General features: G+C 63.4%; 12 protein-coding genes and 1 pseudogene. 8 read left to right on the top strand and 5 right to left on the bottom strand.

Annotated elements, in window-relative coordinates; all coding sequences use genetic code 11:
* Positions 1–61 precede the first annotated feature (61 nt).
* Positions 62–1228, top strand: coding sequence for a DUF8073 domain-containing protein (locus tag N5095_RS02865; RefSeq protein ID WP_267620849.1), 1167 nt, complete (start codon positions 62–64; stop codon positions 1226–1228).
* A gap of 82 nt (positions 1229–1310) precedes the next feature.
* Entirely contained in the window at positions 1311–2198 is an 888-nt protein-coding gene (locus N5095_RS02860; RefSeq protein WP_267620847.1) for a methylenetetrahydrofolate reductase, read from the top strand.
* 96 nt (positions 2199–2294) lie between these two features.
* On the opposite strand, the gene N5095_RS02855 is transcribed toward N5095_RS02860, so the two are convergent.
* From N5095_RS02855 to N5095_RS02845, 3 genes and pseudogenes are all read right to left on the bottom strand, one after another.
* Complete coding sequence (locus N5095_RS02855; RefSeq protein WP_267620845.1) at positions 2295–2687, bottom strand: cupin domain-containing protein; 393 nt, start codon at positions 2685–2687, stop codon at positions 2295–2297.
* A 385-nt stretch (positions 2688–3072) separates the two neighbouring features.
* Positions 3073–3168: pseudogene (locus N5095_RS22480) on the bottom strand (hypothetical protein); the annotation flags it as partial.
* A 368-nt stretch (positions 3169–3536) separates the two neighbouring features.
* Complete coding sequence (locus N5095_RS02845) at positions 3537–4910, bottom strand: aminomethyltransferase family protein (protein ID WP_267620841.1); 1374 nt, start codon at positions 4908–4910, stop codon at positions 3537–3539.
* A 351-nt stretch (positions 4911–5261) separates the two neighbouring features.
* Here N5095_RS02845 and N5095_RS02840 point away from each other — a divergent pair, with 351 nt between their 5' ends.
* Complete coding sequence (locus tag N5095_RS02840; RefSeq protein ID WP_267620839.1) at positions 5262–5525, top strand: hypothetical protein; 264 nt, start codon at positions 5262–5264, stop codon at positions 5523–5525.
* A 69-nt stretch (positions 5526–5594) separates the two neighbouring features.
* Here the strand turns inward: N5095_RS02840 and N5095_RS02835 are convergent, their stop codons facing one another.
* A complete protein-coding gene (locus tag N5095_RS02835) occupies positions 5595–6254 on the bottom strand; it encodes a helix-turn-helix domain-containing protein (RefSeq protein ID WP_267620837.1) in 660 nt (219 codons plus the stop codon).
* Between the two features lie 571 nt (positions 6255–6825).
* On the opposite strand from N5095_RS02835, the gene N5095_RS02830 reads away from it, so the two are divergent.
* Entirely contained in the window at positions 6826–6993 is a 168-nt protein-coding gene (locus N5095_RS02830) for a hypothetical protein (protein WP_267620835.1), read from the top strand.
* Positions 6994–7193: 200 nt separating this feature from the next.
* On the opposite strand, the gene N5095_RS02825 is transcribed toward N5095_RS02830, so the two are convergent.
* On the bottom strand, positions 7194–7946 hold the full coding sequence (locus tag N5095_RS02825) for a ThuA domain-containing protein (protein WP_267620833.1): 753 nt from the start codon (positions 7944–7946) through the stop codon (positions 7194–7196).
* 1244 nt (positions 7947–9190) lie between these two features.
* Here N5095_RS02825 and N5095_RS02820 point away from each other — a divergent pair.
* The 4 genes from N5095_RS02820 (at position 9191) to N5095_RS02805 (ending at position 12447) form a co-directional block, all read left to right on the top strand.
* Entirely contained in the window at positions 9191–9973 is a 783-nt protein-coding gene (locus N5095_RS02820) for an SDR family NAD(P)-dependent oxidoreductase (protein ID WP_267620831.1), read from the top strand.
* Between the two features lie 57 nt (positions 9974–10030).
* Positions 10031–10870, top strand: coding sequence for a class I fructose-bisphosphate aldolase (locus tag N5095_RS02815; RefSeq protein ID WP_267620829.1), 840 nt, complete (start codon positions 10031–10033; stop codon positions 10868–10870).
* 75 nt (positions 10871–10945) lie between these two features.
* Complete coding sequence (glpR, locus tag N5095_RS02810; RefSeq protein ID WP_267620827.1) at positions 10946–11710, top strand: HTH-type transcriptional regulator GlpR; 765 nt, start codon at positions 10946–10948, stop codon at positions 11708–11710.
* A 38-nt stretch (positions 11711–11748) separates the two neighbouring features.
* Complete coding sequence (locus tag N5095_RS02805) at positions 11749–12447, top strand: cyclase family protein (RefSeq protein ID WP_267620825.1); 699 nt, start codon at positions 11749–11751, stop codon at positions 12445–12447.
* The last annotated feature ends 48 nt before the right edge of the window (positions 12448–12495 follow it).

The raw sequence follows: 12495 nt of genomic DNA, 5'->3' as shown, positions 1-12495 counted from the left end.
AAAGGGTGGGCTATTCCTCACGTACGATTATGCTCTACGGTGTGTTATTCTATAGCAACACATGCCACTCGGAACCTCCTTCGACCTCCTCTCCCGGATCGTCGAGCAGTACGAGTCGGAGGGGCGGTCGGTGCGGGCGGTCGAGGCGTCGACGGACGACGACGGGACGGTTCGAGCGACGGTCACCGTCCCGGCCGCGTTCCCCGGTCCGGACGGGGAGGACGGGCCGACGCTCGCCGCCGAGTCGGCGTCCGTCGACGAGGAGTGTGGTATCGGCGTCACGTTCTCCGCGCCACACCTCGAAGACGCCGTGGAGCGGGTCGACGCGGCCGTCAGCGCGGACGTCCGCGGGGCGGCGACCACCGACGACGGCGGACTCCTGCTGACCGTCGAGGTCGTCATCGAGGGGTCGACCCGCCCCTCGGAGACGACCTCGTCGGATGCGACCCCGACGGCCGACCTCGACACGACTGGGGATTCGTCGGCGTCGACGGAGGAGGCACGCGGACCGACCGGCGACCGACCCTCCGCCGACGACACCCCGACCCGGGACAGTTCGACCGCCGGCGGCGACGGCCTCGCAGCGGACGGTGTGGGGACAGTCGAAGGTGGCACTGAGGTAACCCAGGACGGAGCCGAGGCGCTCGCAGCGGTTCGCGACGAGTCGGTGCCGCCGTACGACGACGTCGACTACTTGGAGCGGCTGTACGAGCGTTGCGAGACGTTCACGGAGATGAGCCGCCGTATCGAGATGGACGTCGCCTCGGAGACCGTCAGGCGGTACATGATAGAGGCCGGCGTCCACGCCCCGACCACCTACGACACGGCCCCGCGGGCTAGGTCGGAGGCCGAGGACTCCCGAGTCGGAGAGGGCGACGCTGAGGGCTCCGATACCAGCACTCCCGACGACGATGGGGCCGAGGGCTCCGACGCCGTCGACCCGGACGCCGACCCGGTCGGTGCGGAGCCGCTCGTCGCCGACGGCGTCGGCCTGCCGGACGAGGTCCGAATTCCGGACGTGGTCGACGCGGTCGTCGGCTCCGTGACCCTCTACGAACTCGCACGGCGGCTCGACCTGGAGGAGGGGGACGCCCGGGAGCTTCTCCAGCAGCTGAACCTGCTCGAGTTCGTCCCCAGACGGCTTCCGGCGGGGCCGGAACAGGAGCTCTCACACGAGGACGTCGCCGGCCACATCCGCCGGAGTGCGCCGACTGCGGGGAGTGCGTAGACCCCCCGCCGATGCTACTTAAATGGGTGTTGTGAGTCACCCGCAAAGCGAAGTGGCTGCACGCCAACCCCTACCACAAGCAATGTCCCTGGAGTCCGAGTCGAAGACGGAGTCGAAGACGGTCGCCGACCTCGAGGACGTCGACGGCGTCGAGGTCCTCCTCGGCAACGCCCGCTTCGAACTCATGCCGTTCGAGAGCTTCGACGAGGAGATTACCCACCTCCCCGACGGGGCGACGGTCGCCATCACCACGTCGCCCCAACTCGGCATCGACCGGACCGTCGAGAAGACCGAAGCGGCGGTCGCACAGGGGTACGAGGTGGTCCCGCACGTCGCCGCCCGCTACGTGGAGGACCGGGAGCACTTAGAGGAGATCGCGCGCCGGCTCACCGAGGCGGGCGTCACGGACATCTTCGTCCCCGGCGGCGACCGCGAGGAGCCGGCCGGCGAGTTCGAGTCGGCGTACGACCTGCTCACGGCGCTCGAGGAGACCGAGTACGAGTTCGAGGAGGTCGGTATCACGGGCTACCCCGAGGGCCACGACTTCCTCTCCGACGAGACGCTTCGGGAGTCGATGGAACGGAAGGAGCCGTTCGCGACCTACATCGTCACACAGCTCTGCTACGACCCCGAGACGGTGCTCGAGTGGATCTCGGAGCTGCGCGACCGGGGGGTCGACCTCCCGGTCGAAGTCGGTATCCCGGGCGTGATGAAGTACCAGCGCCTGCTGCAGATTTCACAGAAGGTCGGCGTCGGTGATTCGATCAAGTTCCTGAAGAAGACGACGGGTATCCTCGGGTTCGTCCGTCAGCTCATCGGCTCCCGGGGGACGTACAAGCCCGACGAGCTCATCGACGGACTCGCGCCGTACGTCGCCGACGAGTCGTACGGTATCCGTGGCGTCCACATCTACGCGTTCAACCAGACGGCCGACCTCGAGTCCTGGCGGCTCGAACGACTCAAGCGGTAGCGCCCGCGGTCGGCGGGTCGACGAGTTCGGAGAGTCGAGCCCGACTTGGCCGGAGTCGCCTCCGTCGCGGGGGCGCTATCGGCGGCGACCCCCGACTCAGTCCTCCTCGTCGGGGACGACGTAGGCGCCGAAGTCCTCGACGGAGCCGACCGGCGGCGCGCCAAGCGCGAGCCAGACGTGTGTCGACTCGCCGGTCCGGTTACAGAGGTTTCTGACGACGTCGGGGCCGACGCGGACGACGCCGCCCGCCGGGACGGCGTGCAGGTCGCCCTCGATCTCGATCTCGCCGGCGGTCATCGCCACGAACAGCTCCTCCTGACCCTCGTGGGTGTGGGGCGTGGTTACCTCGCCGGGGTCGACGAGCACCTGGTTCGCGCGTAGCTCTGTCGCGTCGAGGGGCGCTGTCAGTTTCCGAACGGTCGTCTCGCAGGTCTGAAATCGTTCGTCCTCGACGTCGTCGGGGTCGACGATGGCGAACTCGTCTGTCACGGGAGGAGGTTACGAGACCCCGGGGAAAGGGAGCTTCGGCGGGCCTCCGGTTTGGAGTCCGTCGGCTTCGCGGACGGTCCCGGTCCTCGGTGGCCCGTTCCGACACGACCGTCGACACGACGGTCGACGTGGTGTGGACACGCTCGACGACGCGACGCGGATACGCCCGGTCGCCTGTCCGGTCACTCGTTCGGCTCGACGTGGTGGGTCGCCCGGAACAGGTTCGGGTGGACCGCCTCGCTCGCGCGGACCAGGTCACCTCCGGCGGTGACGACGTCGGTCGACAGGAGGTTGTCGCAGGTGAGTCCGTACTTCCGACTGGGCCAGCCGACGCCGCCCCGAGGGTCGGGCCGGGGACGCCGATGTCGGGGTCCTGTCCGCCCGGAACGGCCAGCCCGAACGCCTGCGTCTCGCAGTCTACGTCGCCCCATGTCGCGCCGGGACCGACGCGGGCCGTCCGCCCCTTGGGGTCGACGCGCATCCAGTTCATCGGCCCGAGGTCGAGCGTGATACCGGTCCTCACAGACGGCGCTCCCCGAGACGTGGTGGCCGCCGCCCTTCACCGAGAGCGGGAGGCCGAACTCGCGGCCGACGTTGACGCCGGCGACGACGTCGGCCGCGCTGGCACACCCGACCACGACTGCTGGCTCGCGGTCGATGCGGGTGTTCCACAGGGTACTACGACCGTCCTCGTACTCGTCGTCACCGGGTTCGAGAACCGCGCCACGGACGCGCTCACGCAACGTGTCGATGGCCGCCCTCGCCCGCTCGTCCATCGGGGAACCTGTCGTCATCGGCAGGGGCCGGCGTGAAAAAAGTTCGAATCGAGGGTGTCCAGCGGCGTTCCGACTAGTCGTTGCTGGCTTCCTGCGCCGCGCTGAGTTTCGCCTGCTCGCGGGCGCTCGGGTTGACGGACTCCTTGAACGGAACCTCGCCGACCGTGGCGTAGACGGGCTCGTCCTCCTCCTCGGAGTACTCGTCGGGGAGGTGGACCTGGAACTCGATGTCGAGGTCCTCCTCGTAGATTTCGTCGTTGAGCTGCGCGTCGGTCTCGTTCTGGAGCTTCTCCGCGGGGACGAACCCGAGGCCGATGTTCGTCTCGAGTTCGGGGTTCCACCACGGCGACGTCATGTAGCCGCACTCCTCGCCCGTGTCGGGGTCGGAGACGATCCAGAAGTCGGGCGCGTAGTCGCGGATCGGCTCGCCGGCCATCTTGAGGCCGACCAGCTTGAGGTTGAACGGGTACTCGCCGTTCTCGATCTGCTCCTTCTGCTGTTCGAGTACCTCCTTGCCGATGTAGTCGCCCTCCTTGTCGTCGGGGACTTGGTAGCCCAAGTTGACCTGGAACGGCGAGGTCTCGTGGTCCATGTCCTGACCCCACGAGAGGATACCGGCCGCGATACGTCGGTGGTGCCCGGGCGCGATCTGCATCCCGCCGTGCTCCTTGACCGTGTCGAGCACCGGGTCCCAGACGCGCTCCGCGTTCTCCATGGCGTCCTTCACGTACACTTCGAAGCCCTTCTCGCCGGAGAACCCGGTCTGGCTGACGAGCACCTCACAGCCGTTGATCTCGGCCTCCATCAGACCGTAGTACGGGATGTCGCTGACCTCGTCGCCGACGACGTCGACCATGACGTCCTCGGACAGCGGCCCCTGAATCTGCATCGGGGCGACGTCGATTTCGTCGATCTCGACGTCGAAGTCCTTGCCGACGTTGACGCCCTGGAGCCACTGCATCAGCGTGGAGTCCGAGATGGAGAACCAGAACTCGTCCTCCTCGACCCGGAGCAGGATGGGGTCGTTGAGGATGCCGCCGTCCTCGTTGCAGAGGATGACGTACTTCCCGTGCATCGGTTCGATCTGGGTGGCGTCACGCGTGATGACGTAGTCGGTGAGCGCCTCGGCGTCCGGTCCCTTCACGCGGATCTGACGCTCGACGGCGACGTCCCAGAGGGTGACTTTCTCGGTCAGCGCCTCGTACTCGGCCATCGCACCGCCGTCCTCGGGCTCGACGAGGCCGCGCGGGTGGTACGTCCGGTTGTACACCGTACAGCGCCAGGCGCCTTCCTCGTTGAACGACTTGTCGAAGAAGGGGGACTTGCGCACGCGGGTCGAAACCAGCATCTGAATGCCGGGGTCGCCGCTCTGGCGCAGGTTGCGTGGTAAGACGCGGTCGGACTGGTCGATACTCGGATGGTTCGGGTGGTCGGCATCCTCTGTCATGGCATTCGATTCAACATGGTAAACCCAGATAAATGACGGTGTTAATAGCCTCTATCTTTTATGTACCCCCGGGAATTTTCGCATGAAGGGGCTGTCATGTCCGTCGTTGGACGCAGGCGGATAGAGGCGTGTTTGTATGTAGCCGGACACACGGGGGCGCGTCCGTTGGCGACCGAAACGGCAGTCGGGTCGGTGATCACGGCGTTACGCGAAGTCGAACCGGCTGTCGAATTCGGCAGGCCCCTACACCCGTGGCGGCGGCGAGCCGAGTTCGGACGGGCGGTGAGCCAAGCGGTGACGCGGCATCGCGCCCCGCGAATTTCTTATTCGTCTTCGGGTAGTAGTGAACTTATGGATCGAATCCGTGTGTCGCCGGGCCCCGCAGCCAACGCCGCGTTCCGGTACGGTACCGTAGCCGGCGCCGTTCCGGGGCTCGTGACCATCGGACTTCTGTACGCCACTGGGCGACTCACCCTCGCCCTGGCGGCGTACACGCTGTTTATCCTGTTTCCGGTGTACTTGGTGTTCGTCGCCACCCTGCTTAGCTCGTGGCTCGGCTACGGGAAGGACAGTACGTCCCTGCGACCGGTGTACCAGGAGCGCGGGTCGAAGTGACGCGGGCGAACTCGCGACGACTTATCTAACTAAATATATCTGTATCTGGGGTGCTCGACGGTCGGAGCCCTACTCCGCTTCGTCCGGTTCGGCGATCGTCGCGGCGACGAGGTTCCGCATCCCGCGGCGGAGCCGACCGCTCATCGCCGTCGACGACAGCCCCATCTCCTCTGCGACCTCGTTCAGGGAGATGTCCCGCGGCTCCCGAAAGTACCCCTTCTCGTAGGCGGTCTGGAGAGCGACCCGCTGTTCGAGGGTGAGCCCGTACGAGCTCTCGGTCCCCGCGCTCTCGTTCCCGTATATCTCGATGATATCGAGCGAGATGTCGTTCTCCCGCGCGTACTCCCACACCGAGTTGAGCGCCTCCCGGTTCGGGAGGAGGAGCCGGACGAGCCAGCCGTTCCCCTTGGTCTCTGTGTTCGCCAGGAACCCGTTGACGTCCGTCACGATGGTGCTGATCAGTTTCGTCTCGCCGGCGTGCTCGATGTAGTAGATTCCGTTTCCGTCCCCCCAGTCGACGAGCTCGTAGCTCGCGACCGTCGGGTCGTCGTCCAGCGCGCTCTCCAAGGCCTCCCGGTCGTCGTACTCGACGAGGAACGGGAAGACGGTCGCCCCCGGGTTGGTCGTCCCCTGGGAGATGACTCTGATTTTCACGTCGTCGAGGACGCGTAGCGTCGGGACGAGCGCGAGCCGGTCGTGTTCGATGTGTATCTTGGCAGTTATCGACATCGGTGCTGTTCACCCCACTGTCGACAGCTACGCCCGTCCACCCGACGCCGGTGTGGCCACATATCGTCTCCGGACTCCGCGCGTTCGTATCTCATTGTTGCTGATGCCGTTTACCTCGGTGCGAATGCGTACATATACTGGTGTGTTAAGTGTTCTCGTTCGGGGGCGCGGCGCGCCAGCGGACGACTACTTTGGGTCTCTCGGAGATAAGAGTGGACAGAAGTAATTGTACGAAAAATGGCGCCACAACTGCGCACCGACGGGGAAGACACGAGGGTGGATTTGAATGGGTGGCATATTACATGCCCACCGCTATACACCGTAGACGCGTGTTACCTTCCGTGACGGAGTGAGTCGAGGCGGCGTCGCCCACGACCGACGTGAGGCGGGCTGCGTCGACCACTCGTCTCTCGACGGTCGGGTCGGGGGATTCCCGTCTCCCGGTCGACCGGCGGGGGGCCGGTCGCAGTACCGGTCCGTCAGTAACAATTATACGGATTCTGTCATTCAAAAAGGCCCGTACCTATACACGCTAGGGGCTAAGGAGGGACGGCTACAAGCAGTGACCGAGATGAGTGAACTGACCGAGTTCGATTCGAACGCCAGCGAGAAGACGGACACGGATTTCTACCTGCCCGCAGCAGCGATTTCGCCCGACCTCGACCGCATCGACGAAATCGTCGGAAACCTGTTCGACTTCCACGGAGTCGTACTGATCCCCGACACGTACAACAAGTAATGTAACTACCGGGCCCGGCGACGGGCTTCGTTCTCTCTCTCTCTCTCTCCTCTTTCCCCAGGTACTGATATCCTCGTTCTACTCGCTTTCCGACGAGAGACAGCGACGGCTGTGGGTCCGCGAGACGAGCGGAAACGCCGCAGCGACGCGGAGGGGGCCGACAGTTCCGGAAGGGGCCGGTTCGGTCGGACGCACCCGGCTCAGTGGACGGTCCGGTCGTCGGAGGTGTCGATTTCCGCCAACGGCTCGTGATTCCCGCGGACGACCGCCGGACCGTCGTCGTTCGGCGCCGCCCACCCGCAGGCGTTGCGGAGCACCTGCCGAATATCCTCCTGATGGTACACCGGGTACGTCTCGTGCCCCGGCCGGAAGTAGAACACGCGCCCCTCGCCGCGATAGTAACAACAGCCGGAACGGAACACCTCACCGCCCTCGAACCAGGAGGTGAAGACGAGCGAGTCCGGCTCCGGGATGTCGAAGTGTTCGCCGTACATCTCTGCGTCGGGTACCTCGATGTACTCGTCGACCCCGTCGACGATGGGGTGGGCGGGGTTCGTCACCCACAGGCGTTCGGTCTCCGCGGCCTCCCGCCACTTGAGGGCGCAACTCGTCCCCATCAGTTCACGAAATATCTTGGAGAAGTGCCCCGAGTGGAGCACGAGCAACCCCATCCCATCGAGCACCCGCGACTTCACGCGCTCCACGACCTCGTCGGACACCTCGTCGTGAGCGGCGTGGCCCCACCAGGTGAGCACGTCGGTGTCGTCGAGGACTGCCTCGGTGAGGCCGTGTTCGGGCTCCTGCAGGGTCGCGGTCTCCACGTCGAAGCCGCCCTCGCGCAGGGCGTCGGCGACGACGGCGTGGATTCCGTCCGGGTACACTTCGGCGACCGTCTCGCTCTCCTGTTCGTGGACGAACTCGTTCCAGACGGTGACGCGGATGTCGTTCGACATACCTTCCTCTGGAACGGGCCTCACAAAAACGTACCCCATCCGTGGGGACCTATCGCGACCGTCGCGACCGTCGGGTTCGTTCGGACGGCATCGCTGACGGCGCGTCGACCAGCGCACTATCTCTGGTCTGCGATTCCTCCAACGGGCTCCATCTCTCGGAACTCCCCGACGTTGGGCGTATCTACCCAACAGCGCCGTTTCGTCGGTATCGTCGGCGTAACCGTCCTATCCTCATCGGGAGCCGGAAGTCTGATAATTCTTCGAACCGATCGGAAGCATTAGATTTGTGCTCGTCGTTGCTAAGCCATTCGACGAAGAACGCAACCCGTGCTCGGCTCTACGTCTCTCAGACAGATGCATCGAGCGAAGCGGTCTTGTACCGAATAGTGGGTGAGACGATGCCAGAACTTTTCGAAACTCACGCCGATAGGACTCCGGTCAACGTAGCCACCTCTGCTGCATGGTCGCTAAACACCAGTTCTCTCTATAATAACAGGTGTAATGGTGTTATTTTTGTTCACGAGGTCGGTCGCTTGCCGGTCAGCGGGCCGGTTGACAAACGAGCGGACCGAGCCGGTTTGAGACTTTACTCGAAGTACTCCGAGTAGTCCACGTCTGTACGCGTGACAGCGAAACGATGCGACGAGCAGCGTCGGCGTTTCACGCTCACGACGCTCCTCACCACCTGCCCCACGACGTGTGTCGAGCAGGTCTGTACTATCTCGGTTGTTCGACGTCACGACCCGGCCGGTTCACAAGTCGCATCTGTGAGACTGAATCGCCACATCCCGTTCGGAAGCGATAGACAACCGACGTCGGTCTCCGGTCCGACGACTCTCTGTGTGTATACCCACCAGCGAGACTCTAACATGGGTCAATAATCAATACAAATAAAAATCATAATACTTGTATGTGGAATGGAGAGTAGTGAATGAAGACCTAATGAGGTTAGTGCTGTTATTTACACTACCTCTGTATGTGTCTGACTGATATCTCGTAATTTATCTCTAAACCACGCAAAAGAATCTATTCCACCTGATTATTAGTGCGATTTCGGACACAGCGTCACAGCGTCTCATGGGGGCGCCTCTCGTTATCATGTAACAATATAGAAATTAATATTGGGTATTTCATACTAAAATCATCTTTCTATAAATAGTAATATTCAACACACGTGGGAAATGAGCTGCGCTCGACAGGAAGACCCCAAATCTTTATTTCGAAATCCACCCATACTCGCTACGATGCCTGACTACAGCACCGACTTCGAGGGAGACACCGTCGTGGTCACCGGCGCGACCTCTGGTATCGGACGTGCGATCGCGCTACGCTTCGCCGACGCGGGGGCGACAGTACTGAACGCGGACATCGAGTCCGAGCCCAAAGTCGCGGAGACGCCGACGCACGAAGCGATCCGGAATCAGGGTGGAACGTCCGAGTTCGTGGAAACGGACGTTTCGAACGCCGACGAGATTCGTGCGGTCGTCGAACGTGCCCGGGAACACGGCGGTGTCGACGTGATGGTGAACAATGCAGGGTTGTTCATCGGCGGGAGCCTGCTCGACGTCTCCGAAGACGAATTCGAGAAGATCCATCAGGTCAATGCGAAGGGAGTGTTCTTCGGCTGCCAGGCGGCAGCACAGGACATGATCGACCGTGGTGTCGAGGGTACAATCGTCAACACTGCCTCGATCAGTTCGTTCGTGGCTCAACACGACCAGATACAGTACGACTCGACGAAGGCCGCTGTCAAGATGATCACTCGAGGGGCAGCCCTCGAACTAGCGGACCACGACATCAGAGTAAACGCAGTTGGCCCCGGCCAGATAGCCACGGAGTTCATCGACGGATGGTCGGAGCAGGCGCCGGAGGCAGCTCAGAAGGACGACCTCATCAAACCAGTTCCTGCAGGACGTGCGGGAACACCCGGAGACGTCGCCGGGGCCGCCCTCTATCTCGCCAGTGACGATGCCGACTACGTGACCGGCGAGGTTCTGATGGTCGATGGCGGCTGGCGGACGATATAACGGTTACCGCTAGGAAAACGGTTAAATAGGTGGCCATATTCACCACAATCGAAGTCGATGACCCAAACAGAGCTTCTAGACACGCCGTCAGGGAACGCAGTCGTCGTAGCGCTGGATCACGGCCTCAGTCTCGGCTCGCCGGAGGGGTTCGAGACGCCCGAAGAGACACTCGACGAAGTACTACGCGGGGAGCCCGACGCGGTACTCATCGGCCCCCACTTCGCCCGTCACTATCAGGACCGGCTACGGGAGGCCGACGTCGACGTCGTTCTCACGGCAGACGTCGTGACGTGGTCGACCAGTCCCGGTCGGGACCACGGGCAGGACCTCTGGACGCCAGCGTTCGACGCCGAGTTCCTCCGGGAACTCGACCCCGTCGGCGTCAAAACGGTCCTCGTGTTCGGCCGTGACAACAACGAGACGTTCCGCCGCAACGTCGAGTACATCGGGCAGCTCGCCGAAGAGCTGCGTGGAACGGGCGTCCCACTCGTCGTCGAACCCGTCATGTGGGGCGAACGGGTTCCGGGTCAACTGGAGACAGACCCCGAATATGTGGCCGACGCCATGCGCATGGGCTGGGAGTTCGGAGCTGATATCCTCAAAGCACCGTACACAGGTAGTGTGGAATCCTTCGAACCCCTGGTGCGGAACTCGCCGGTCCCGGTGATGATACTCGGTGGGCCAGCGACCGACACCACTCGGGCCATGCTCGAATCGGTCGAAGGCGCGATGGACGCCGGGGCACGTGGACTGATGATCGGGCGAACCATCTGGAAGTCCGAGAACCCAGCACGGACGGTCTCCGCGCTCACGAAAATCGTCCACGAAGGGGCCTCCGTCGAAGAAGTCTGGGAAGAACCGGAGGCCGCAGCAGTTCCGGGTGGACGAGAGAGCTAAATACCGCTCGGCTGTAGTCGTAGCCATGCCAACGGCGTCGGTGCGGCAAACGGGCCAGCCCAGGGGGGTCGTCTCATGAGCACCCCCGAACAGCGGCGGCGGTCCGTCACGGAACTGGTTACGAAACACGGCGGGCTCTCGGTCGAGGAGTTGGCCGGACATCTCGACGTGTCGCCGTCCACCATCAGGCGCGACCTCTCCGACCTCGACGAGCGGAACCTCGTCGAACGGACGCACGGCGGCGCCGTTCCCGTGACGAACGTCGGCGTCGAACGAGCGTTCGACCGTCGTCTCGTCCAGAACCTGGACCGCAAGCAGGCCATTGCGGAGCGAGCCGTCGAAGAGATTCACGAAGGTCAAGTCGTCTTCTTCGACGCAGGGACGACCACGATGCAGGTCGCCAAGGAAATCCCTGATGACAGTTCGACTATCATCGTCACCAACGCTCCACTGCTGTTGCCGGAACTATCCAAAGCGGACGGAACGGTCCAACTGACGGGTGGAGAGTACCGGAGCGAGACCAAGGCACTGATCGGGCCGACGACGGAGGATTACATTCGAAACTCGTCTTTCGACCTCGCGTTCATCGGCGTAAACGGTATCGAACCCACGGGTGCGTTGTCGGCACCGAACGAGTCCGAGGCGAAGATCAAGCAGCTCGCCGTAGAGCACGCGGCACGAACTGTCGTCGTCACCACCACCGACAAGTTCGGCGAGCAGAGCTTCCGGCGATTCGGGACCATCGACGACATCGACCTCCTCGTCACCGACGGTCGTGTTCCCGACGACTATCGCGATCTGTTCGATGACACCGAGTTCGTCGAAGATGTGTTCCGCTGAGCACAATACTTATCTTCCCCTAGTCTGTCGGCTCTGCCATGCTCGACTCCAAGGAAGTCATCGAGCTGTCCAACCCGATCAACGAGAACATCCCGGTGTGGCCGAGTTTTCCACCGGTCGACCTGGAACGGACGTCGTTGGCCGCACGCGACGGGTTCACGATGGAACGGCTGGAGATGCGGAGCCACACTGCGACTCACATCGACGCCCCGGCACACTTCATCCCCGAAGGGAAGACGCTGGACGACTTCGCTATCGACCGGTTCATGGGCGAGGGCGTGGTCATCGACTTGACGCCGAAAGAGCCGGAGGAGTCGATAGCTCGTGCCGACATCGAGGCCTACGAGTCCGAGATTCAGCCCGGTGACGTCGTCATGCTTCACACCGGGTGGGACGAGTACTACGGTCAGACCCCCGAGTACCTCTTCGAGTTCCCCTATCTGACCGGTGAGGCCGCGGAGTACGTCGCTTCGCTGGACCCGAAGGCAGTGGGAACGGAAGGGGCGAGTGTCGGCGGGTGGTACGACGAGGTGCCGGCCCACGGACCGTCGACCGACGTCCACCCGGCCGATTCGCATCTCCCGCTACTCGAGAACGACGTCATCCCTATCGAGGAGCTACGGAACCTCGATCAAGTGCTCGACGGTGCGGACAGTCGGCGTGCGGACTTCTTTTTCCCGCCGCTCAACGTCCAGGGAACGGGTGGATGTTCGGTTCGTGCCTTCGCGTTGGTGTAACCTCCCGGGCACGAACTCGCACAGTTGTTCGGAGCAGCGATAGCGGGG

Source organism: Halobium salinum, from assembly GCF_026586625.1.
Lineage (GTDB): Archaea > Halobacteriota > Halobacteria > Halobacteriales > Haloferacaceae > Halobium > Halobium salinum.
This window is presented reverse-complemented; position numbering and strand designations above follow the sequence as displayed.